The sequence below is a fragment of the Bradyrhizobium sp. USDA 241 genome (assembly GCF_049739505.1).
Taxonomy (GTDB): Bacteria; Pseudomonadota; Alphaproteobacteria; order Rhizobiales; family Xanthobacteraceae; genus Bradyrhizobium; species Bradyrhizobium liaoningense.
On the sequence record NZ_JBMGPZ010000002.1, the window covers coordinates 1,566,631 to 1,589,360 of the forward strand.

Annotated in this window: 21 protein-coding genes and 6 pseudogenes; 5 read left to right on the forward strand and 22 right to left on the reverse strand. The window is 62.7% G+C overall.

Going from position 1 to position 22,730, the window contains the following annotated elements:
• A complete protein-coding gene (locus ABIF91_RS08710) occupies positions 1-1,143 on the reverse strand; it encodes a cation:proton antiporter (RefSeq protein WP_424579053.1) in 1,143 nt (380 codons plus the stop codon).
• A 139-nt stretch (positions 1,144-1,282) separates the two neighbouring features.
• Positions 1,283-2,119 carry an SDR family oxidoreductase gene (locus tag ABIF91_RS08715; protein ID WP_028178990.1) on the reverse strand — a complete coding sequence of 279 codons (837 nt, stop codon included), beginning with the start codon at positions 2,117-2,119 and terminating at the stop codon, positions 1,283-1,285.
• 23 nt (positions 2,120-2,142) lie between these two features.
• On the opposite strand from ABIF91_RS08715, the gene ABIF91_RS08720 reads away from it, so the two are divergent.
• Both ABIF91_RS08720 and ABIF91_RS08725 read left to right on the forward strand, forming a co-directional pair.
• On the forward strand, positions 2,143-2,532 hold the full coding sequence (locus ABIF91_RS08720) for a hypothetical protein (RefSeq protein WP_028178989.1): 390 nt from the start codon (positions 2,143-2,145) through the stop codon (positions 2,530-2,532).
• Between the two features lie 24 nt (positions 2,533-2,556).
• Positions 2,557-3,885, forward strand: a complete 1,329-nt coding sequence (locus ABIF91_RS08725; RefSeq protein WP_028178988.1) for a dicarboxylate/amino acid:cation symporter — start codon at positions 2,557-2,559, stop codon at positions 3,883-3,885.
• 109 nt (positions 3,886-3,994) lie between these two features.
• Here the strand turns inward: ABIF91_RS08725 and ABIF91_RS08730 are convergent, their stop codons facing one another.
• From ABIF91_RS08730 to ABIF91_RS08785, 12 genes and pseudogenes are all read right to left on the reverse strand, one after another.
• Positions 3,995-4,342, reverse strand: a complete 348-nt coding sequence (locus ABIF91_RS08730) for a RidA family protein (protein WP_028178987.1) — start codon at positions 4,340-4,342, stop codon at positions 3,995-3,997.
• A 15-nt stretch (positions 4,343-4,357) separates the two neighbouring features.
• Positions 4,358-5,479, reverse strand: coding sequence for an NAD(P)/FAD-dependent oxidoreductase (locus tag ABIF91_RS08735; protein ID WP_028178986.1), 1,122 nt, complete (start codon positions 5,477-5,479; stop codon positions 4,358-4,360).
• Positions 5,476-6,894, reverse strand: a complete 1,419-nt coding sequence (locus ABIF91_RS08740) for an NAD(P)/FAD-dependent oxidoreductase (protein ID WP_284282672.1) — start codon at positions 6,892-6,894, stop codon at positions 5,476-5,478. The genes ABIF91_RS08735 and ABIF91_RS08740 overlap by 4 nt, the downstream gene beginning before the upstream one ends.
• A complete protein-coding gene (locus tag ABIF91_RS08745; protein ID WP_028178984.1) occupies positions 6,891-7,187 on the reverse strand; it encodes a (2Fe-2S)-binding protein in 297 nt (98 codons plus the stop codon). The genes ABIF91_RS08740 and ABIF91_RS08745 overlap by 4 nt, the downstream gene beginning before the upstream one ends.
• Positions 7,188-7,218: 31 nt before the next feature.
• Positions 7,219-8,354 (reverse strand): annotated as a pseudogene (locus ABIF91_RS08750) (NAD(P)/FAD-dependent oxidoreductase).
• Positions 8,355-8,362: 8 nt separating this feature from the next.
• Positions 8,363-9,169, reverse strand: a complete 807-nt coding sequence (locus ABIF91_RS08755) for an ABC transporter permease (RefSeq protein ID WP_028178982.1) — start codon at positions 9,167-9,169, stop codon at positions 8,363-8,365.
• Complete coding sequence (locus ABIF91_RS08760; protein WP_028178981.1) at positions 9,166-10,041, reverse strand: ABC transporter permease; 876 nt, start codon at positions 10,039-10,041, stop codon at positions 9,166-9,168. Before ABIF91_RS08760 ends, ABIF91_RS08755 begins: the two co-directional genes overlap by 4 nt.
• Positions 10,038-11,078 carry an ABC transporter ATP-binding protein gene (locus tag ABIF91_RS08765; protein WP_028178980.1) on the reverse strand — a complete coding sequence of 347 codons (1,041 nt, stop codon included), beginning with the start codon at positions 11,076-11,078 and terminating at the stop codon, positions 10,038-10,040. The genes ABIF91_RS08760 and ABIF91_RS08765 overlap by 4 nt, the downstream gene beginning before the upstream one ends.
• Before the next feature lie 23 nt (positions 11,079-11,101).
• Complete coding sequence (locus ABIF91_RS08770) at positions 11,102-12,136, reverse strand: ABC transporter substrate-binding protein (RefSeq protein ID WP_028178979.1); 1,035 nt, start codon at positions 12,134-12,136, stop codon at positions 11,102-11,104.
• A 337-nt stretch (positions 12,137-12,473) separates the two neighbouring features.
• Positions 12,474-13,603 (reverse strand): IS3-like element ISRj2 family transposase gene (locus ABIF91_RS08775; RefSeq protein ID WP_129557670.1). Its coding sequence is split into 2 segments (ribosomal slippage): positions 12,474-13,351 and positions 13,351-13,603, totalling 1,131 coding nucleotides; the frame shifts between segments, so codons are not numbered across the junction.
• Between the two features lie 89 nt (positions 13,604-13,692).
• Positions 13,693-14,046 (reverse strand): annotated as a pseudogene (locus ABIF91_RS08780) (aminotransferase class III-fold pyridoxal phosphate-dependent enzyme); the annotation flags it as partial.
• Positions 14,047-14,369: 323 nt separating this feature from the next.
• On the reverse strand, positions 14,370-14,558 hold the full coding sequence (locus tag ABIF91_RS08785) for a hypothetical protein (protein ID WP_014498007.1): 189 nt from the start codon (positions 14,556-14,558) through the stop codon (positions 14,370-14,372).
• A 174-nt stretch (positions 14,559-14,732) separates the two neighbouring features.
• Between ABIF91_RS08785 and ABIF91_RS08790 the strand changes: the two are divergent.
• Positions 14,733-15,492 (forward strand): annotated as a pseudogene (locus tag ABIF91_RS08790) (IS6 family transposase).
• A 7-nt stretch (positions 15,493-15,499) separates the two neighbouring features.
• Positions 15,500-15,814, forward strand: coding sequence for a hypothetical protein (locus ABIF91_RS08795; RefSeq protein ID WP_011084497.1), 315 nt, complete (start codon positions 15,500-15,502; stop codon positions 15,812-15,814).
• Here ABIF91_RS08795 and ABIF91_RS08800 read toward each other — a convergent pair.
• Positions 15,811-16,101 (reverse strand): DUF2274 domain-containing protein, encoded by a 291-nt coding sequence (locus ABIF91_RS08800; protein ID WP_011084496.1) that lies wholly within the window; start codon positions 16,099-16,101, stop codon positions 15,811-15,813. The genes ABIF91_RS08795 and ABIF91_RS08800 overlap by 4 nt on opposite strands.
• Positions 16,098-16,499 (reverse strand): annotated as a pseudogene (locus ABIF91_RS08805) (TrbI/VirB10 family protein); the annotation flags it as partial. The pseudogene ABIF91_RS08805 and the gene ABIF91_RS08800, both read right to left, overlap by 4 nt.
• Before the next feature lie 127 nt (positions 16,500-16,626).
• On the opposite strand from ABIF91_RS08805, the gene ABIF91_RS08810 reads away from it, so the two are divergent.
• A protein-coding gene (locus ABIF91_RS08810; RefSeq protein WP_110115998.1) for an IS5 family transposase occupies positions 16,627-17,387 on the forward strand; the annotation gives its coding sequence in 2 pieces (ribosomal slippage) (positions 16,627-16,966 and positions 16,966-17,387; 762 coding nt in all).
• 112 nt (positions 17,388-17,499) lie between these two features.
• On the opposite strand, the gene ABIF91_RS08815 is transcribed toward ABIF91_RS08810, so the two are convergent.
• The 6 genes and pseudogenes from ABIF91_RS08815 to ABIF91_RS08840 all read right to left on the reverse strand — a co-directional run.
• Positions 17,500-18,162: an amino acid ABC transporter permease gene (locus ABIF91_RS08815; RefSeq protein WP_424579054.1), complete on the reverse strand. Its 663-nt coding sequence runs from the start codon at positions 18,160-18,162 to the stop codon at positions 17,500-17,502.
• 57 nt (positions 18,163-18,219) lie between these two features.
• Positions 18,220-19,488: an IS256 family transposase gene (locus tag ABIF91_RS08820; RefSeq protein WP_014497957.1), complete on the reverse strand. Its 1,269-nt coding sequence runs from the start codon at positions 19,486-19,488 to the stop codon at positions 18,220-18,222.
• A 56-nt stretch (positions 19,489-19,544) separates the two neighbouring features.
• Positions 19,545-19,946 (reverse strand): ABC transporter permease subunit, encoded by a 402-nt coding sequence (locus ABIF91_RS08825; protein ID WP_424579055.1) that lies wholly within the window; start codon positions 19,944-19,946, stop codon positions 19,545-19,547.
• Between the two features lie 217 nt (positions 19,947-20,163).
• Positions 20,164-20,559, reverse strand: a pseudogene (locus ABIF91_RS08830) (transposase); the annotation flags it as partial.
• A 24-nt stretch (positions 20,560-20,583) separates the two neighbouring features.
• A complete protein-coding gene (locus ABIF91_RS08835; protein WP_424578651.1) occupies positions 20,584-21,852 on the reverse strand; it encodes an IS256 family transposase in 1,269 nt (422 codons plus the stop codon).
• 96 nt (positions 21,853-21,948) lie between these two features.
• Positions 21,949-22,697: pseudogene (locus ABIF91_RS08840) on the reverse strand (IS3-like element ISRj2 family transposase); the annotation flags it as partial.
• Positions 22,698-22,730 lie beyond the last annotated feature (33 nt).

Sequence of the window (22,730 nt, forward strand, 5' to 3'; positions counted from 1 at the left end):
TCACGGCGGTGATGGGACGACGAAGCTCGACACACGAGGCTCGATCAGACCGGCGGCCGCCGCCATGCCGATGCTGACGAAGGCGAACTCGCCGACGGGCCCCAGCAGGAAGCCGATCTCCATCGCCGCCGGCCATGAGAGCCTGAAGATGCGGCCCAGAATGATGAGCACGATCGCCTTGCCGGCGAGAATGCTGATGACGGCAGCCAGCAGCCAAACAGGCTCGCGCATGAACACGCGGAAGTCGATGGCCATGCCGACGGTGAAGAAGATGCCGAGCAGTAGGCCCTTGAACGGCTCGACGGTGGCCTCGATGGCTTTTCCATACTCCGTTTCCGCCAGCATCAGTCCTGCAACGAATGCCCCGAGCGCCATCGACAGCCCGGCTTGGTGTGCGGCAAGCCCTGCGCCGACGATGACGAACAAGGTCGCCGCGACAAACAACTCGGTCGAATGGGTTCCCGCAACCATCTGGAACAGCGGACGCATCAGCAGCCGTCCGATCAGAATGAGAAAAGCGACCGCCACGACCGCCTTCAGGATCGCACTGGAGATGTGCGTCACGACCGAGCCACCGCTGCCTGCACCGAGCACCGAGACGAAGACGAGAATGGGGACCACGGCGAGGTCCTGGGCCAGCAAGACCGAGAAGCTGGCGCGCCCGGCTGTGGTCGCAAGCCGCCTCTCGGCGGAGAGAAGCTCGAGCACGATGGCCGTCGAGGACAGCGCAAGGCTCGCGCCAATGATAACGGAAGTATCGGAACTCTGCCCGGAGAGAAGCGCCGCGCCAAATATCATGGCGGACGTCGCCAGCACCTGCAGGCCGCCAAGCCCGAACACCAGCCGTCGCATCGTGACGAGACGCCGGAAAGACAGTTCGAGCCCGATCAGGAATAGCAGGAACACGATGCCGAGATTGGCGATGCCCTCGACATTCTGCGCGTCCGTCACCGTGAACCAGTACAGGAACGGGAGATTCTGAACGAGCGAACCAAGCCCGAGCGGACCGAGAATGGCGCCCGCGCCGAGATAGCCCAGCACGGGGTTGATGCCCCAGCGGCGCACGATCGGCACCACCACGCCGGCGGTGCCGAGAACCACGAGCGCGTCGCTATAGGCATTGATGTTGATGGTTGTGGTCACGAGCCCGTCTTGTGTCGGCGCTTGCCAATAACGGCCGCGTCGTCCACGGTCGATAGCACACGGCGCCGCAGCCCCCAACCCATCCTGATTTCTCCGCGGGCACCGGCGGCCCGCCGATGCGGATGGTCCGAGCTGAGGTTCAGCTCGCCCAATTCTCCCGGAATTCGGGGAATAGCGTCAGGCCCCCGCAGGCATAGATCGTCTGCCCAGTGATGTAGCTCGCATCCTCCGAGGCGAGGAAGGCGAACACGGCGGCGATCTCTTCCGGCGTGCCGACCCTGCCCAGCGGAATATGGCTGGTGACGACGCCGCGCTTCTCGCGATCGCCGGTCCATGCCGCATTGATCGGCGTGTCGATCGCGCCTGGCCCCACCGCGTTGACGCGGATGCCCCGGCCGGCAAATTCGAGCGCCAGCGTGCGCGTCAGATTGGCCATGCCTCCCTTGCTGATCGAATAAGCGAGATAGCCGGGCTTTGGAATGATCTGGTGGACGCTCGAACAATTGATGATGCTGCCGCCTCCGCCGCGTGCGACGAAGTGAGCGAGCGCCTTCTGCGCGCAGAGTACCGCGCCATTGAGATTGACGGCGATGATGCGGAGATAGGTTTCGACGTCGAGCGCCTCGCTCGGCGATTCCTTCTGGAAGCCGGCGTTGTTGACCAGACAATCGAGACGTTTCCAGCGAGAAAGAATCGTCTCGAACATCGCGGCAATGTCCTGCTCATCGCCGACATTGGCCTTGACGATGCAATGATCGGGCGCGCCGTGGCCACGGTCGCTCGAAGCTGCCCGAGCGAGCGCGAGCGTCTCCTCCGCCCGCTCCACGTTCTCGAAATAGTTGATGGCGACGGTTGCGCCTTCCTGGGCGAGCCGGACGGCGACGGCGCGGCCGATTCCTTGTGAGGCACCGGTCACCAGAGCGTATTGGCCGACAAGGCGCGAGGGAAACGAGGTTGAACGTTCGGTTTGCGGCATGGCTTCTCTCCAGATGCGTCATCATGGCTGGAACCGGCGTTTTGTTCCACCCGGTTGTGCATACGCCGCACGCACTCCTGGACGCGGCGCGGCTGGCAGCTGAGTGGAATCGATCGGCATGCCGGGGCGAGGCCGTTCACCAGGCACCCGAGACAACCGCCGATCGCACCGAGGATGATCGGCAGGCAGCGCCGCATGCCTGGGCTGCAAAGGCAAGCACTCCGATCATCGGAACGGTCACGAGCCCACCCCATCGAGAGCTTGCCGCCGCCGGCGCCATGGTGGCTGCGATCGACAACAAGCGCGCTTGCGGCTCCGCGATCGATCTTCGTGCAAACAGACAAAAATGTGATTGTCGCTTCGGCGGCGGCCATCACATGATGCAAGTCATTCATGATTCAGATCATGCATGATCAATGCGTTCCGGGGCACACTCCATGACACAAATCGCGATCCAGCCAGCCATTCATCGCCGGCACCAGCCCTGGTACAAGATCCTCTATGTCCAGGTGCTGATCGCGATCGCGCTCGGCGTGCTCATCGGCTATTTCTATCCTGATCTCGGCAAGGCCTTGAAGCCGCTCGGCGACGGTTTCATCGCGCTGATCAAGATGATGATCGCGCCGGTGATCTTCTGCACCGTGGTGCACGGCATCTCCTCGATGGGCGACCTCAAGCGCGTCGGCCGGGTCGGGCTGAAGTCGCTGATCTATTTCGAGACGGTCTCGACCGTCGCGCTCGCGGTCGGACTTTTGGTCGGCGAGATTCTCCAGCCCGGGCACGGCTTCAACATCGATCCCGCCACGATCGATCCGAAATCGGTCGCGACCTACGTCACCAAGGCCAAGGAAGAGGGCATCGTCGCCCATCTGATGGCGATCATCCCCGACAGCTATCTGGGCGCCATCGCGCGCGGCGACCTCCTGCAGGTGCTGCTGATCTCGATCCTCTCCGGCTTCGCCATCGCCTTCCTCGGCAAGGCCGGCGAGCCCATTGCGGACGCGATCGACAAGGCCGCGAAGATGTTCTTCGGCATCATCCGCATCATCGTGCGCGTCGCGCCGATCGGCGCCTTCGGCGCGATGGCGTTCACCGTCGGCGCCTACGGCCTCGGCTCGCTGCTCAACCTCGCGGCGCTGATCGGCACGTTCTATCTCACCAGCATCCTGTTCGTGCTGGTCGTCCTCGGCGCGATCGCGCGGCTGGCGGGCTTCTCGATCCTGCGCTTCATCGCCTACATCAAGGACGAGCTCCTGATCGTGCTCGGCACCTCATCCTCCGAGACGGTGCTGCCGCAGATGATCCAGAAAATGGAGCATCTCGGCGCCTCGCGCTCGGTGGTCGGCCTCGTCATTCCGACGGGGTACAGCTTCAATCTCGACGGCACCAACATCTACATGACGCTGGCGACGTTGTTCCTGGCGCAGGCGACCAACACGCATCTGACCATCTGGCAGGAGCTCGGCATTCTGGGCATCGCCATGATCACCTCGAAGGGCGCCTCGGGCGTCACCGGCGCCGGCTTCATCACGCTCGCGGCAACGCTCTCGATCGTGCCTGACATTCCGATCCAGTCGATCGCGATCCTGGTCGGCATCGACAAGTTCATGAGCGAGTGCCGCGCGCTGACCAATCTGATCGGCAATGGCGTCGCCTGCGTCGTCATCAGCATCTCCGAAGGCGAGCTCGACCGCGACGCGCTGCACGAGACCATGGCCCATCCGCTGGAGATCGGCGAGGCGCTGGAACCGGGCGGAGGCGGGTAGATCGAAGGCAGGCGAAGCCCGATTCCGACGATCGAAGGGCAAGATCAAGGCGGGGCGCGCGGAGGACGACCGTGCCGAAGGCGCCGTCGTCCTCCGTCGCCGTGCGCCATCAACCCTTCAAAGCGGTCACCACCACCTCGATCAGCGCGCCGCCGCCGAGATCGGCGACGCCGACGGTGGCGCGGGTGGGGAGATTGTCGCCGAAGAACTCGGTCCAGGCCGCATCCATCTCCTTCTTCTTGGAGAGATCCGTGACGAAGATCGAGGCGCTGACGACGCGAGACTTGTCGGTGCCGGCCTCCTTCAGATAGCCGGCGATCTTGCCGAGGATGTTGCGGGTCTGCTCGCCCATCGAGACCGACGTGTCGTCGGCAATGGTTCCACCGAGGAAGACGAAGCCGCCTGCCTCGACGGCGCGGTGCATGATGGGCGTGCGGATGCTACGGGTGATGCTCATGATGTCCTCTTGTCTCTAGTGCGTGGAAGGATGGAAGCGGTCGATGCCGAGATCGCTGACGCGGGTCTGGCTGCCGCCGTTGACGATCAGCTCTGCCATCACGGCGCCGGCGCCGGGACCGAGCTGAAAACCGTGCAGCGAGAAGCCGAACTGGTGATACAGACCCTTGTGTCGGCTACTCGGGCCGAACACGGGCAGATCGTCTTTCATCTTCGCCTCGATGCCCGCCCAGGCGCGGACGATGGTGGCGCTGCGCATCACGGGGAACAGCTCGAACACGGTCTGCGCGCTGGTCGCAAGACTCTTCCAGTCCAGCACCGTCTCGTTGCGGTCCTGATACGGCGTCGCCAGATGGCCGCCGCCGATCAGCACGGTGCCGTTCTTGAATTGCTTGAAGGAGAGTTTGCGCCCGCGCAGGATCACGACGGGATCGATGAAGTGCGGCACGCGCGAGGTGATCATCAGCATCGGCGCCACCGTCTCGACCGGAACGGGTTCGCCGAGATCAGCCGCGATCTTGCCGGCCCAGGCGCCCGCGGCGTTGACGAGCACCGGCGCAGCATAGGTGTCCGAGCCGACGTCGACGTGCCAGAGCCCGTCGTTGTAGCGGATGTTGCCGGCGGCCCTGCCCTCGCGCACGGTCGCGCCGAGTTGCTCGGCCTTGCGACGGAATGCCGTCGTCGTCTGCGCCGGATTGGCGGCTCCGTCACGGCGCGAGACCACGCCGCCCGGACAGGTCTCGGCGACGGCCGGCACGAGGCGCCGCAATTCAGTCGTGTCGATCAGTTCCTCATGGGTGAAGCCGAGCGCGTTGAGCTCGGCGACACGCGCGCGGCAGATCGCGAGCTCCTCCTCGTTCTCCGCGACCAGCACCTGGCCGTAGCTCTCGAAGCTGCAATCGTCATCAACGAGCTCGGAAATCTTCTCCCAGATCCCCATCGAGCGGATCGAGAGCGGGATTTCGGGGACGTGCCGTGCGAGCTGACGGACTCCGCCAGCATTGACACCCGAGGCATGGCGGCCGGCATAGTCCTTCTCGATCAGCACCGGCTTCAAGCCGGCGAGGCACAGATGCAGCGCGGTCGAACATCCGTGGATGCCGCCGCCGACGACGATCGCATCCACATTCCTGGTCATCCGCGCACCACGGCCTTGACGTCGGCTTCGCTCTTGGGAACGGCGGCGAGCTCGGCGAGCGTGATCGGCTTCACCGGCGCACGCAGCCGGTAATAGCCGATCTCCTGCGGGGACTTGCCGCGCGCCTGCGCCATCAGCTCGGTGACTGTGAGGCCGCAGAGCCGGCCCTGGCACGGACCCATGCCGGTGCGGCGATAGGCCTTGAGCTGGTTCGGCCCGGTTGCACCAATGGCGACGGAATCGAGAACGTCCTTTGCCGTCACTTCTTCGCAGCGGCAGACGATGGTATCGCCCGAGGGAATGCGGAACTGCGTCGCGGGGCGGAACAGCGTGTCGAGGAAGACACGGCCGCGCTCGGCCTTGGCGAGATCTGAGCGGAGCGTTGCCATTGCCGGAAGCTTCGCAGCGTCCGCGGGCGCCAGCGCCTCCACCGCCGCGCGCGCCGCGATGCGGCCACGCACCACCGCGGCATTCGCACCACCGATGCCCGCGCCATCACCGGCGATCGCGATGCCCGCGACCGACGAATTGCCGCTCGCATCCAGCACCGGCGACCAGCACAATTGCAGATCGTCCCAGCGATGTTCGACACCGGCTGACATCGCCAGATTGACGTTGGGCACGACACCCTGATGCAGCAGCAGCAGATCGGCTGGAATGGTCTCGCGCTTGCCGCCCGCGACATAGCTCACACTTGCGAGTTGACCGTCGCCGGACGCGGAGAGCTCGGTCACCCCGGAGACGACCTGCACCTTCGCCTTCACCTCGCGCATCATCGACAGGCCCTTGCTGAAATAGGGCGAGGTCAGGAAGGCAAAGGCATGAGGCAGCGCCGCGAAGTAATTGCCGCGCTCGGTGGTGTCGAGGATGCGGTCGATGCGGCCGCCGAGGCGGAGGATTTGCGCGGCGAGCAGCCATAGCAGAGGCCCCTGTCCCGCGATCACCGTGCGGCCGTCAGGCACCAGCGCCGACGATTTCAGCATGGTCTGCGCCGCACCCGCCGTCATCACACCCGGCAGCGTCCAGCCGGGAATCGGGAACGGCCGCTCCAGCGCGCCGGTCGCAAGGATCACGCGCCTGGCCTTGACGAAGGCGGATGCGCCGCCGACCGAGACGGCGATCTCGAGATTGCGGTCGAGGCTCCAGACCGTCGCACGATGGATGATTTCGGCGCCGCTCGCACGCAGCGCCTGCACGAGATCGGCACCGACCCAATAATCGGCGCCGAGCTGATTGCGCTCGGTGACCGGCGTCGAGGAAATCGCGCGGAACACCTGGCCGCCGGGGCCGATGTTCTCGTCGAGCAGCAGCGTCGACAGGCCGGCCTCGGCGGATGTCGCGGCAGCAGCAAGACCCGCAGGCCCGGCGCCGATCACCACCACGTCATACGCTTCACGCTTGGGAGCCACAGTCATTTTCCGATCTCCCGCTTGCCCTTCTGGATTTCGACCTGCATGCCCTCGGCGACGGGCACGAGGCAACCCTGCCGGTTGCCGACGCCGTCGATGGTGACGAGGCAGTCGAAGCACACGCCCATCATGCAATAAGGCAGACGCGGCGCGCCGCTCACTGCGGTGGAACGCCGTGCGTCAACGCCGGAGGCCAGCAGCGCGGCGGAGACGGTGTCACCTTGGCGCGCCGCGACGGCAACGCCGTCGACGAAGATCTGCACTTGCGGACGCTTGTCCTGTTCGGATCGCCTGAACATGGGGATACCCCTTGGCTCCTTCCTGAAATCTCTAATAGCCGCTGTTGTTGGCTGCGCCCGCGTCACCAAAGCGGCTGGCCGAGAACGCGCCGACAAGCTCCGGCTCGAGCGCGCCTTGCGCCACCATGCGCGCGATCTCGAAGGCGTGGTTGGAAGCGAGCGTCACGCCGGAATGGCAGCAGGCCACGAAGGCGCCGGGATGCGTCTCCGACTGGTCGTAGATCGGAAAACCATCCTGCGGCATGACGCGGATGCCGGCCCAGCTCCTGACGACGTTGAGCCGCGACAGATGCGGGAACATGCGCTGCGCGCGGTCGGTCATCACTGCGCTGATCGAATGCTTCAGCGCGCGGTCGTCGAGCTCGTCCTCCTTGCTGTCGCCGATCATCACCGTGCCCTCGTCGGTCTGGCGGATCGTGGTCAGTGGATGCGGCAGGAACGGCATGGTGCGCTCGGTCACGACGATCTGGCCTCGGGTCGGTCCCATCGGAGCAAAGAGACCGACCATCGGCGCCAGGGTCTGGTTGGCATTGCCGGCGGCCAGCACGATCTTGGCGGCGCGCAGCTCGCCCTTCGGCGTCGTCAGGCGAAACTCGCCGCCGCTCTTGCTGATCGACGAGACCGGCCGCTCAGGAAAATAGTCGATGCCGAACGCCCTAAAGCCGGTGTGAAACGCGCGGAAGGTGCGCAGCGAATTGACGTGGCCGTCGAGCGGACAATAGCTGCCGCCGGAGACCTCCGGGCCAATCAGCGGCAGCGCCTTCTTCACCTCGGATGCGGGAAGCATCTCCATCTTGTAGTCGGCCGCGCCGGCCTGGTTGTGCATGCGCTTGACGAGCTCGGTGCGCTGGCCGAATTCGTCCTCGCCGAGCGTGAGGTGAAAGCCGCCGTTCTGCTGGAGGCAGACGTCGAGGCCGGTCTGCTGCTTCAGTTCGGAGGCGAGTCGTCCCCACGCCTGCGACGCCTGCACGGTCCAGACCGTATAGGCCGGCATGCCCAAGCCCTTGCTCTGGACCCAGACCAGCGCGAAATTCGCGCGCGAGGCGCGCTTGGTGATATCGCCTTCGTCGAGCCGGCCACCTTCTTGCCGAGGCGGCCGAGGCCCCAGGCAACGGCGGAGCCGAGCAATCCCCCGCCGACGACGGCGACGTCATATTCTCCTGGCATAGGTTCTCCTATCGCCCCGTATCGCCCTTGCCGGCGAGCACGCGGTCGAGCCCGTAGAAGCGATCGAGCAGAATGAGGGCGGTCATGGTGATCGCGATCACGCAGGCCGAGACCGACGTCACCAGCGGATCGATGTTGTCCTGGATGTAGAGGAACATGCGCACCGGCAGCGTTTCGGTACCGGGCGTGGCAAGGAAGACGGTCATGGTGAGATCGTCGAAGGACTGAATGAAGGCGAGCGCCCAGCCGCTGATGACGCCGGGCAGGATCAGCGGCAGCGTCACGCGGCGGAACAATGTCCAGCCGCCGGCGCCGAGCGAGACCGCCGCCATCTCGACGGTGCGGTCCATGCCGGTTGCCGCCGCCAGCGTGAGCCGCAGCGCGAACGGAAACACGATGATGACATGCGCGATGATCAGCGCGGCAAAACTGCCGCCGAGGCCAGCTGAAGTGAAGAAACGCAGAAAGGCGATGCCGAGCACGACATGCGGGATCATCAGCGGCGACAGGAACAGCGCCGCCAGCGCATCGCGGCCGCGGAAGCGGTAGCGCGCGATCGCGAGCGCCGCCGGCACCGCGAACAGAAGCGCGACGAAGGACGAGAGCGCGCCGAGTCCGAGGCTGACCCAGAAGGCGTGGATGAATTCGGGATAGTTCGCGATCGTCCTGAACCAGCGCAGCGAGAATCCGTTGGTCGGCAAGGAGAGGAAGCCTTCTGGCGTGAAGGCGACGAGGCAGACCACCAGGATCGGCGCCACCATGACGATGACGAAGATGGCATGGAAGATCAGCGCCAGCGGGCCGTTCCGTCTCATCGGAACACCTCCGCGTAGCGTCGCTCGATCAACGCGTTGCTGCCGACGACGATCAGCACCAGCGCGACCAGCAGCAGCGTCGCGACCGCGGCGCCGAGCGGCCAGTTCAGCGTGTTGAGGAACTCGTCATAGGCGAGCGTCGCCGCGACCTTGAGCCGTCGACCGCCGATGATCGCTGGCGTCGCGAAGGCGCTGGCCGAGAGCGAGAACACGATGATGGCCCCCGACAGCACGCCGGGCAGGATCTGCGGCATGACAATGCGGCGGATGATGGTAACGGGGCCGGCGCCGAGCGACATCGCGGCATTCTCGATCTGCGGATCGAGGCGCTGGAGCGCGGCCCACACCGACAGCACCATGAACGGCATCATCACGTGCGCAAGCGCGATGATCATTCCTGTTTCGGTGAACATGAAGGGGATGGGGGAGCGCATGACCCCGAGCGACATCAGAAGCTTGTTGACGAGGCCATTGTTGCCGCCGAACAGCAGCGCCCAGCCGAGTGTGCGCGCGACGACGGAGATCAAGAGCGGCCCGAGAATGACCAGCAGGAAAAAGCTCTTCCAGCGGCCGCTCATGCGGTTGAGGATGTACGCTTCGGGCGCTCCCAGCAAGGCCGTGAGCAGCGTGGTCAGGATCGCGACGCGAAACGTCCGCCAGAACATTTCTGCATAGTAGGGATCGGTCGCGATCTCGTGCCAGTTCTTGAGGATGAAGACCGGCTCGATGCCCTTGTACTGGCCCCAATCGTGGAATGACAGCATCACCGTCATCGCCAGCGGAATCAGCAGCACGCCGACAAACAACATCAAGGCCGGCGCCGTCAGCGCCCAGGGCGCACGGGCGTTTCGTTCGTCGGCGGCCATGCTCATGCGGAGGCTCCGCCGCGCACGCTCATGTCCTCCGGCCGCCACGTGAGACGTACTGCCTCGCCTTCGGCTGGCTGCGGCTTGCCATCGTTCTGACGGATCACGATGGCCGGACCACATTCGCTATCGCACTGAAACAGCCAGTGATTCCCCTGAAAGATGCGCGTGATAATCTTGGCGCTGAGCCCCGTATCACCAAAGCCGATTCGTTCGGGGCGAACACTCACTGTCACGGGTCCGCCGAGCCCGGCCGGCGCCGGCGCGCGCCAGGAGCCTGCCACCAACTGGGTAGGCGATACGACCCGGTCGATCATCCCGGGAAAATCATTTGTCTTGCCCAGGAACTGCGAGACGAAAGCCGATGCCGGCCTTTCATAGGTCTCCTGCGGCGTGCCGATCTGCTCGATCTTGCCCTGACTCATCACCACGATGCGGTCGGACAGCGACATCGCCTCGTTCTGGTCGTGCGTGACCAGGATCGTGGTGGTGCCGATGGTGCGCTGGATCTGGCGCAGCTCGATCTGCATCTCCTCGCGCAGTTTTGCGTCGAGGTTCGACAGCGGCTCGTCGAGCAGCAGCACGCTCGGCTTGATCACCAGCGCGCGTGCCAGCGCCACGCGCTGTTGCTGGCCGCCGGACATGCGGCGCGGATGGCGGTCCTCGTAGCCGGCGAGCCCCACCATCGCCAGCGCGGCCCGAACGCGATCGGCCCGTTCGCTGCGCGGCACGTTGCGCATCTCGAGGCCAAAGGCGACGTTCTCCGCCGCCGTCATGTGCGGAAACAGCGCGTAGCTCTGGAACACGATGCCGAGGCCGCGCTTGGCCGGATGAACCGCGGTGAGGTCCTTGCCCTCCAGGCGGATCGCGCCGCGCGTGGGGTCGAGGAAGCCCGCGATCATCTGCAATGTCGTGGTCTTGCCGCAGCCGGACGGGCCGAGGAAGGAGATGAACTCCCCCTTCCCCACCGACAGGCTGAAGTCGTCGACCACAGTCTGCGCGCCGAACTGCTTTGCGACCCGATCGAGCTCGAGATAGGCCATGACGCTGTCTCCGCCGCGACCGATCAGCGCTCGACCTCGCGATTCCAGCGCTTGGTCCACTCCTCACGCTTCTCGTTGATGACGGTCCAGTCGGGATTGTAGAGCTTGGCCGCGCGCTCGCCGATCGGCGCCATCTTGCCGAGCTCCGGCGGGATCACCAGCGATTTCAGCACCGGGCCGTAGCCGTAATCCTTCAGCATCACGAGCTGGATCTTGGGATCGAGCAGCATCTTGACGAAGCTCGCAGCGAGTGGCGAGGCATTCGGCTTGGCGATCGGACACGCCGTCGTCAGCAGCGTCGCCGCGCCTTCCTTCGGATAGACGAAGTCGACGGGGAAGCCGGTATTGGCGAAGCTCTGCACACGGCCCGTGCCCCACACCGCGATCACGGCCTGGCCGGACTGGAACAGCTCGGTCATCTTGCCCGGCGACGGCTCATAGGCCAGCACGTTCGGATTGATCTGCTCCTTGAAGATCTTGAAGCCGGAATCGACGTTGGTCTCGCCGCCGCCGTTCATCTTCGACAGCATCACCAGGGCCTCCAAGCCGTAGGTGTTGTTGATCGGCGGGATGACGAGCTGCTTGGCGTATTTCGCGTCCTTCAGGTCGTTCCACGAAGTCGGCGGCGCCCAGCCCTTCTCCTTGAACACCTTGGTGTTGTACATCAGGCCGGTCGCGACGATGCCGATCGCGACCGCGCGATCGTCCTTGAAGCGGGCGGTGTCGTAGAGATCGGCCGGCAAGCCGTCGAGCTTGCCGCAGAAGCCGAGCTGGATCGCCTGGTACATCGGGCCGTCGTCGACGATGGCGACGTCGATCTGTTGATTGCCCTTCTGCGCCTGGAGCTTGGCCAGCGTGTCCGTGGAGTTGCCGGCGACGTACTCGACCTTGACGCCGTTCTCCTTCTCGAAGGCCGGGATCACCTCGTCGCGGATCGTCTTCTCGAACGAGCCGCCGTAGCCGGCGACGTAAAGGGTCTTTTGCTGGGCCGAGGCGACCGACGGGGCGGCAACGAGCGCCGCGATGCTGACCGCTGTCAGAAGGCGAAGAGTCTTCATATGGACCGATCTCCAATACCGGAATGAGGTGACGTGCCGACAAGTCTCCGGCCGAAGCGCCTGCCGCATTTCCTTCCGCGCCTGTCCGATCAGGGCTCCGGCCCCTGCTCGGCGGATTTTGGCGCGATCTGGAGGTTTGAATCCCTCCAATCTGCCGAAAAAGCGGGCTGTCTCCAGCTCTGATGAAAAAGAGAGCTGGCCCCGGTTGTTTGGACAGCGCCCCGCTGGATTTAAGTGGATTCCTGCCGGGTTATGCTGAACGCGGGGCTTTACGGTTTTGTCGTTGCGTCGGGAGGGCGTAGCCCGACCAGAGCGACGACAAAACCGTCGGCGACGGTCATGCGGCCATCACCATAGCTTGCGTGCCGAAGTAAGCCTCGTCGGGCGTGCGCCCGTCAAGGCTCGAGTGAGGGCGTCCCTGATTGTAGAAGGCCAGATACTTGGCAATTGACGCTCGCGCCTCGGACACGCTGTCGTAGGCGCGGAGATATACTTCTTCGTATTTGACCGTGCGCCAGAGCCGCTCGACAAACACGTTGTCGCGCCAGGCGCCCTTGCCGTCCATGCTGATGGCGATCTTCGCGTCCAGCAGCACATCGGTGAACTCGAGGCTGGTGAACTGGCTGCCCTGATCCGTGTTGAAAATCTCGGGCCTGCCGTGCTTCGCCAACGCCTCCTGGACCGCTTCGACGCAGAAGGCCGCCTCCATTGTGATCGAGACGCGATGGGCCAGGACCCGTCGGCTGAACACATCGACGACCGCCGCGAGATAGACGAAGCCACGCCGCATCGGAATGTAGGTGATGTCCATTGCCCACGCATGGTCGGGCCGCTCGATCTTCAATCCGCGCAACAGGTACGGGTAGATCTTGTGACCCGGAGCCGGCTTGCTCGTGTTCGGGCGACGATAGACCGCCTCGATCCCCATGCGCTTCATCAGCGTCGCGATGTGGCGGCGACCGGCGTATACGCCCTCCCGCCGCAGCAACGATCGCAGCATACGCGCTCCCGCGAAGGGATAATCGAGATGCAGCTCATCGAGCCGACGCATCAAGGCAAGGTCCTCGGCCGAAACTGGCCGAGGTTCATAGTAGACCGTGCTGCGAGCCAGCTTCAGGACCTTCGCCTGGCGCACGATAGAAAGATCATGATCGCGGTCGATCATCGCTTTGCGCTCAGCAGGCCCGCCTTGGTGAGCGCGCCGGACAAAAAATCGTTTTCCAACGCCAGCTCGCCGATCTTGGCATGTAACGCCTTCAAATCGACCGGCGTCTCGGCCGATGTCTTGTCATGCCCAAACACGCCGGCGGCGCCTTCCAGGAGCTGGTTTTTCCAGATCGTGATCTGGTTCGGATGAACATCAAACAGTTGCGCCAGCTCCGCCAGTGTCTTGTCGCCTTTGACCGCAGCCAAAGCAACCTTCGCCTTGAATGCCGGAGAATGCGTCCGGCGGCTCTTCTTCGTCATCTTCGCTCCTGATTCGCAGCAAGAATCCTCGCCGCTGTCAGGCAGAAAATCCACTCAAGCTACTGTCCGAATTTGCGGGGCCAGCTCTCTTCCGAGCCGGAATTTGTGAAGAACACCTTACTCATTGGCACCGGAGACATCTTCACCAGCTTCTCGGCAAGCGCGATGGAAGGCCCATTCGATCGTGATGCGAAGGTATGATAGAATGGCAGGATTTGCATCTGGCGATGCGCGGCTTCGATAAGCCGCTTTTCGCTGAAGCCAAGACCCGCACTCCAGAGACCGGCCATCGCATCGAGGTAGCGTTTTCCTGCCGTGTCGAAGACGTAGGGGCCCTCGCCGCGTTCAATTATGAGCGGCCCGGCCCGTTGGTGCGACCGCGCGTTGGTATAGGCGTGAAGCTGATAGGCCACATCTCGGGCCTGTTGAGAACTGGGCAGCATGGTCGGCGTCACATCATCGGTTCAGAATTGGATAGGGACCGGAGCATCATGTGGGGAAGCGCCGGTCCGTTTCCGGCTTCTCTGGGCCTTGCGATAGTCGTCGTTGACGATCGCTTTAAAGGGATTCGCTTTTGCCTATGCCTGACCACAGGCTTAACTGGCGGCGCGACGCACTGTCTGGAAGATCACAGAAAGGTGACGATGTTCAGCACGACAAAGCGTCGGATTTCCGGGACGCGTTAGTCGCCGACGGGAGCTTCCATCAAACTGCCGGCGGCGTTCAGGCCGTAGAGAGTCGGTGGTCGTAGCGCCGTGGACCGCGGTTACGTATTCGAGCCCACCACGTTCAGGCCGTCCGCTCCGCTAAAGGCCAGCGTGTCATGTGTGTTTAGCACGTTATCCCAGCTGCTGCCGCGCGTCGTCACGGACTGGTTGGGCTCCGAGCCAACACGCGTGATGAGTAACACTGTAAGCAACAACCCGCTCTGATTGACCAGTTTCTTGTGGGCCATCAGTGATCTCCTTGATCTGGTCGGTGTCCCGGCTTTGCGCGGTGATCTGCGACCGAGTTTGCCCCAGAATACCTTAACTCGTTGAGTTGGTCGCCTGCCAAAGCTTGTAGGCTCACTCCCAACCGGCACCGTCAAGTTAACGAATAGGGGTGGCCGATGGGGTAGACGACCGGCATGCCGACCGCCCGGGCCCCTCTTTATCGCCGCCATCGCTTCCCACCGGAAGTGATCAGCTATGCCGTTTGGTTGTATTTCCGGTTCCCTTAAGCTTGCGGATGGTCGAGGAAATCCTGGCGGCGCGTGGCATTGGCGTGACCTATGAAACCGTGCGCCAGTGGGGACGGAAATTCGGCAAGCTGTTCTCCGATCGGATCCGCCAGCGCGCTCCCGCCCGCGGTGACAAATGGCATCTGGACGAGGTCGTTATCTCGATCGCGGGCGAACAACATTGGCTCTGGCGCGCTGTCGACCAGAATGGCTTCGTTCTCGACGTCTTGATCCAGCGCCGAAGAGACTCGCGCGCTGCGCCGCGGCTCATGAGAAGCTCTTGAAATCCGCCGGCACGCCGCCGCGCGTGATGATCACGGATAAGCTGCGTTCGTACGGCGCTGCGAGGGCGAAGATGGGCTTTCACGTCGAACATCGCCAGCACAAAGCTCTCAACAATTGGGCCGAGAATTCTCATCAGCCGACGCGGCGGCGCGAGCGGATCATGGAGCGTTTCAAATCGTCCCGTCAGGCTCAACGGTTTCTGTCAGTTCACGATCAGGTCGCGAACCTTTTCCACATCCCCTATTCTGGAGCCGTCACTGCCGACTTCCGTCGTGCTTCGCGCGGGCGAGCCTTTGCGACTTGGCGCGAGATCTCCATGACAAGCGCTATCGCCGACTCTCGACCTCTGAGAATCGTCTCCTTCGGCTCGGCGGTCGATTAAGTTGACGATGCCGTTCCGGGATGCGTGGGGCGAACCGGCGCAGCGGTTCGACCTCGGGCAACCCAATCTTCCAGCCGAATTTGTTGCTCCCTATGCCGAGGCGTTCCGGGGGCATCATGCATCGTCGTCACCTAGCACGCGTCACCAATGCTGGAAAGCACTGAAGTTCTTTGCCCGCTTTCTCGCCGATAGCGGCAGGGTTCAGGCGCCGGCCGATTTGACGACCGAATTGTTCGGCCAATACATCTTATGGCTGGACGCCTTGCCTTCCCGAACCGGCAAACCCTGTGCTCAGCTTTCGCGCTTACTGGCGGCAAGCTAACGGCAATCCATCGTTGCGTCCGTTTCTTGACCTGCGTCGTGAACGCTATGACCGAGGTGCGAGCTGAGTGTATTTCGCCGTGCTTTCGCGAAGGCGCGGTCGGTCGCCATGCGACGCTCGATCATCGGCGCAATCAGTTTAGCAGGCTCGGTCCGCGTCATCAGACCTACGCTATGCGTCAGGATCTCGGCGTAGCTTCTGAGATCCCTAAAGACCGCCGCCGGCAGCTCGGTCGTGAGCTTGACTGGCTTGTCGTCTTCAAGCGGCCCAAGCTTGAGCTTCGTCATGGCGCTCCTCCATTGCTGTAGGGCGCCAGCACCAAATCGCGCGTGCCGATCACGCGGACCGGAAACCTGGCCGGATGGTCAGCGTCGGCTGGATGTTGAGCTGACGCTGCACGACCAATTGGCCGGTCTGGCTGATGCTGATGGACGCACCGCTACGGATCGCTTGAACGAGGTTGTTCTCATTTGGCTCGTGCCGCCTCTGCTCCGACGCTGAGCATGGTCGAGAGAACGGCGGCCTTGAATAGCATGCCCCAGTGGTTGTCGACATCGTCCTCGAGTCCGGCATAACCACCACTGTCGGCGCCCGGCTGGCGCTCCAGCACGATCGAGTTGCCGTCCGGTATGATGATGCGAGTCCAGACCAAGAGGATTCGACTCTGGCCGTCCGCACGGCCGCTTTTTAGGCGATGATCTGACTGGCGTGGGCGCGCTCTCGGTGCAGTTTGGGCTTTGCTTGAACTAGGGTCTGTACCTAAATAGCGCCACGTGATTCTCTTGCCTACGTGTTGATTCGGGGGCGAGAGAATGCGCGCTGGTTTGTTTTGGCTGAACGACAGGCAATGGGCGCGTATCGAACCGCATCTGCCGAGGGGACTGACGGGGCCGGATCGGGACGACGACCGACGCATCGTCAGCGGCATCATTCACATGCTGCAATCGGGTGCACGATGGCGTGATTGTCCACGTGAATACGGCCCTTACACGACGATCTACAATCGCTTCAATCGCTGGGCCAAGCGAGGACGATGGTGCGCAATCTTCGAAGCGCTGGCCAAGCCTGGCGAAGACGGCGTCGTACTGTCGCTCGACTCGACCTCGATTAAAGCTCACCGGTGTGCCTCCGGCGGAAAAGGGGGGAGCACAATCAAGCAATCGGCCGCTCGCGCGGAGGCCGCACGACAAAAATCCATGCGCTGAGCGATCCGCTCTGCCGGCCGGTCGTCCTGCATCTGACTCCAGGCCAGGATGCCGATATCGCTGCGGCTCCCGATGTCCTGGCGCTCGCGCCACCCATGAGCGTGCTCCTCGCCGACAAAGGGTATGATGGCGACAAGCTTCGCGGCGAAATCATTCGTCGTGGCGCCAAGCCCGTAATCCCCAATAAATCTAACCGTGTCGTCATCCATCGCTTCAACAAACGCGCCTACAAAGGACGAAATGTCATCGAACGCTGCTTTTGCAGGCTCAAGGACTTCCGGCGCATCGCCACGCGATATGACAAGCTCGCCCGTAATTTTTTGGCCGCTGTTCATCTCGCCGCTCTCGTCGCATATTGGCTCAATTGAGTCTGGACCCTAGAACATGTCTCCGCGCAAAGCGCTCGATGGAGTCGAGCGGGTTCGCTCAAACGGCGCAATTGCCTTTCCCTAGAAGGTTTCGATCGACTAGGAATTGTTTTCAGACTCGAAGACAGCGTTCGATCATACTGGCCAGCCCGCTCAACGCGTAGCAGATCACAAAGAATATGCTCAGCACGCCCAGATAGATCTCGATGGCGTGTGAGTCTCCGGTTCCGACATACGCTAGTCTTTCTATCATTTGACGCGCCGATCCCAAGAGATCCGACACGCCGACAACGGACGTCAGTGCACTCGCCTGGACGAGAACGGTGAGCTGCCCGACGTAGGGCGGCAACGCACGCCGAAATGCTTGTGGCAAAATGACGAACACAAGCGCTTCCGTTGCGCTCAAGCCAAGCGCTCGGGCGCCCTGCTCTTGGCGATGTGGAATTGAATCCAAGGCGCCTCGAAAGACCTCACCGATGTTCGCCCCGCCCCAGAGCCCCAATCCGATTATTGCGGCCGTGAGTGGGCCCGTGCGGAGACCAATTTGCGGAAGGGCAAAGAACACGAAGAGGAGTATCATAAGCGACGGCACGCCGCGGAACAACTCAACGTAAAGCCGTCCGACAAAGCGCGCGAACGTGAGCGTGCTTTGCGACAGCGCCGCGATCAGGAGACCAAGCATTGTCGCCAAAATGACGGTGAGCAGCGAGATCCACAAAGTAACCAAAAGGCCCTTACCAAGGTAAAGGGTGACAGGCCAAACCCAGTTGTTCATTTAACTACTCCCAGCCCCGGAACCGCGAGCTATGCGGGATTTTGGGTGACGAGGCGATCAGGCGGCGTGGTTTTCCGGCACTTGGATGACCTCGATGCCGTTTTCGAATCTGACACCTGCGCTGACCTTCGGCAACTGATTTGTGCCTTTCAGCCGCCGCCAGGTCTTTGATGCGGCGCAGAGCAGCTTGAACACCATCAACTTGGCAGTCGTTGACGATAACGAACCTTTCGTGCGCACCGTTCTGTGCCGGACCGTCGCGAACACGCTTTCGATGGGATTCGTCGTCCGCAAGTGGTCCCAATGCTCGGCGGGGAATTCGTAGAACGCAAGCATTGCGTCGCGATCTTTCGTCAGGCACTCGACCGCCTTGTCGTACTTCGCTCCGTATTTCTCGGCAAAGACATCGATCGCCACTTCGGCCGAAGCTCGGTTGGACGCCAAATAGACCTCGCGCAGATCCTTCTTCATGCTGGCCTGTACCGACACTGCGACTTTGTTCAAGATATTCGCGGTTTTGTGCACCCAGCACCGCTGATGTCGCGTGGCGGGAAAGACCTCGTCGAGCGCCTTCCAGAAGCCGAGCGCGCCGTCACCGACGGCGATTTCCGGGGCGATCTTCAGCCCTCGGGTTTTCGCCTCGACGAGCAGTTCGTGCCAGCTCTGCGTGCTCTCGCGCACGCCGACCTGGAAGCCGATGAGTTCCTTCTTGCCTTCCGGCGTCGCGCCGATCAGCACCAGCATGCATTCGCTGTGGTCTTCCATGCGAGCCTGCAGGAAGACGCCGTCCGCCCACACGTATACGTACCGGCGCGCCGACAGATCGCGCTTCTGCCAACGCTCGTACTCGAGCTGCCACTCCGTCGTCAGTCTGGAAACCACCGCCGGAGAAAGATTCGGCGCATCCTTGCCCAAGAGCGCCGCCAGCGCCTCCTGGAAGTCGCCCGTCGAGATGCCTCGCAGGTACAGAACCGGCAAAAGTGCATCCAAGCTCTTCGTGCGCCGTGCCCACAACGGCAGGATCGCCGAGGTGAAGCGGATCCGCTCGCCATCGCTGGTCACCGCGCGATCGCGAATCTTTACCCGGGCGACTTCGACGGCGCCGATCCCCGTCTGGATCGTCCGCACTGGACCATGGCCGTGTCGCACGAGGCGGTCGCGGCCATCGGGAAGCTTCAAGCCCTTCATCGCGGCGAGAAACGCCTCGGCTTCCATCTCGACAGCCTGCGCAAGCAGCTGCCGAGCTCCAGATCGCAAAATATTCGTCAGTGGATCGTCGATCTCATCGGGCTGACGCAGTGGGACAATGTTGCTATGCTCGTTCATGGCGTATCGCTCTCCTTGAGGTTCTGGCAGGCTCGACACCCGCCTCGATACGCCGCCTATCTCATTCCGTCATCACCCAGTTTCCCGCATAGCTCCGGAACCGCGAGCCTGCGCTCGAACGTACGAGACAAAGCGCTTAGGATGCTGCACACCAGCAGGTACATGAGACAAGCGATTCCGAAGGTCTCAAACACTTTAAACGTATCTGACACGATCCGGTTGGCGACATAGGTCAATTCCTGATAGCCGACGACGATCATGAAGGAGGACGACCTGAACTGCGTGATCGCCGTGGTTGTTGTTCCGGTGATCGCGATGCGCAACGCGATCGGGAGTGTGATGTCAAGAAAGGTCTGGAACGCCGGCAAGCCGAGAGCGCGAGCTGCCGTCACTTCGCCTTTCGGCACAGCTTCGAATGCGGCCCTGAAGACCTCCGTTTGATAAGCACCGCCCCACAATGCGAGCGCTAGCCAGGAAGTCTCGAACGGCGTCAGACGGATGCCTATGTCGGGTAGCGCGTAGAACAGAAAGAGCTGGCCCCGGTTGTTTGGACAGCGCCCCGCTGGATTTAAGTGGATTCCTGCCGGGTTATGCTGAACGCGGGGCTTTACGGTTTTGTCGTTGCGTCGGGAGGGCGTAGCCCGACCAGAGCGACGACAAAACCGTCGGCGACGGTCATGCGGCCATCACCATAGCTTGCGTGCCGAAGTAAGCCTCGTCGGGCGTGCGCCCGTCAAGGCTCGAGTGAGGGCGTCCCTGATTGTAGAAGGCCAGATACTTGGCAATTGACGCTCGCGCCTCGGACACGCTGTCGTAGGCGCGGAGATATACTTCTTCGTATTTGACCGTGCGCCAGAGCCGCTCGACAAACACGTTGTCGCGCCAGGCGCCCTTGCCGTCCATGCTGATGGCGATCTTCGCGTCCAGCAGCACATCGGTGAACTCGAGGCTGGTGAACTGGCTGCCCTGATCCGTGTTGAAAATCTCGGGCCTGCCGTGCTTCGCCAACGCCTCCTGGACCGCTTCGACGCAGAAGGCCGCCTCCATTGTGATCGAGACGCGATGAGCTATGCGGGATTTTGGGTGACGAGGCGATCAGGCGGCGTGGTTTTCCGGCACTTGGATGACCTCGATGCCGTTTTCGAATCTGACACCTGCGACGACCTTCGGCAACTGATTTGTGCCTTTCAGCCGCCGCCAGGTCTTTGATGCGGCGCAGAGCAGCTTGAACACCATCAACTTGGCAGTCGTTGACGATAACGAACCTTTCGTGCGCACCGTTCTGTGCCGGACCGTCGCGAACACGCTTTCGATGGGATTCGTCGTCCGCAAGTGGTCCCAATGCTCGGCGGGGAATTCGTAGAACGCAAGCATTGCGTCGCGATCTTTCGTCAGGCACTCGACCGCCTTGTCGTACTTCGCTCCGTATTTCTCGGCAAAGACATCGATCGCCACTTCGGCCGAAGCTCGGTTGGACGCCAAATAGACCTCGCGCAGGTCCTTCTTCATGCTGGCCTGTACCGACACTGCGACTTTGTTCAAGATATTCGCGGTTTTGTGCACCCAGCACCGCTGATGTCGCGTGGCGGGAAAGACCTCGTCGAGCGCCTTCCAGAAGCCGAGCGCGCCGTCACCGACGGCGATTTCCGGGGCGATCTTCAGCCCTCGGGTTTTCGCCTCGACGAGCAGTTCGTGCCAGCTCTGCGTGCTCTCGCGCACGCCGACCTGGAAGCCGATGAGTTCCTTCTTGCCTTCCGGCGTCGCGCCGATCAGCACCAGCATGCATTCGCTGTGGTCTTCCATGCGAGCCTGCAGGAAGACGCCGTCCGCCCACACGTATACGTACCGGCGCGCCGACAGATCGCGCTTCTGCCAACGCTCGTACTCGAGCTGCCACTCCGTCGTCAGTCTGGAAACCACCGCCGGAGAAAGATTCGGCGCATCCTTGCCCAAGAGCGCCGCCAGCGCCTCCTGGAAGTCGCCCGTCGAGATGCCTCGCAGGTACAGAACCGGCAAAAGTGCATCCAAGCTCTTCGTGCGCCGTGCCCACAACGGCAGGATCGCCGAGGTGAAGCGGATCCGCTCGCCATCGCTGGTCACCGCGCGATCGCGAATCTTTACCCGGGCGACTTCGACGGCGCCGATCCCCGTCTGGATCGTCCGCACTGGACCATGGCCGTGTCGCACGAGGCGGTCGCGGCCATCGGGAAGCTTCAAGCCCTTCATCGCGGCGAGAAACGCCTCGGCTTCCATCTCGACAGCCTGCGCAAGCAGCTGCCGAGCTCCAGATCGCAAAATATTCGTCAGTGGATCGTCGATCTCATCGGGCTGACGCAGTGGGACAATGTTGCTATGCTCGTTCATGGCGTATCGCTCTCCTTGAGGTTCTGGCAGGCTCGACACCCGCCTCGATACGCCGCCTATCTCATTCCGTCATCACCCAGTTTCCCGCATAGCTCAGACGCGATGGGCCAGGACCCGTCGGCTGAACACATCGACGACCGCCGCGAGATAGACGAAGCCACGCCGCATCGGAATTTAGGTGATGTCCATTGCCCACGCATGGTCGGGCCGCTCGATCTTCAATCCGCGCAACAGGTACGGGTAGATCTTGTGACCCGGAGCCGGCTTGCTCGTGTTCGGGCGACGATAGACCGCCTCGATCCCCATGCGCTTCATCAGCGTCGCGATGTGGCGGCGACCGGCGTATACGCCCTCCCGCCGCAGCAACGATCGCAGCATACGCGCTCCCGCGAAGGGATAATCGAGATGCAGCTCATCGAGCCGACGCATCAAGGCAAGGTCCTCGGCCGAAACTGGCCGAGGTTCATAGTAGACCGTGCTGCGAGCCAGCTTCAGGACCTTCGCCTGGCGCACGATAGAAAGATCATGATCGCGGTCGATCATCGCTTTGCGCTCAGCAGGCCCGCCTTGGTGAGCGCGCCGGACAAAAAATCGTTTTCCAACGCCAGCTCGCCGATCTTGGCATGTAACGCCTTCAAATCGACCGGCGTCTCGGCCGATGTCTTGTCATGCCCAAACACGCCGGCGGCGCCTTCCAGGAGCTGGTTTTTCCAGATCGTGATCTGGTTCGGATGAACATCAAACAGTTGCGCCAGCTCCGCCAGTGTCTTGTCGCCTTTGACCGCAGCCAAAGCAACCTTCGCCTTGAATGCCGGAGAATGCGTCCGGCGGCTCTTCTTCGTCATCTTCGCTCCTGATTCGCAGCAAGAATCCTCGCC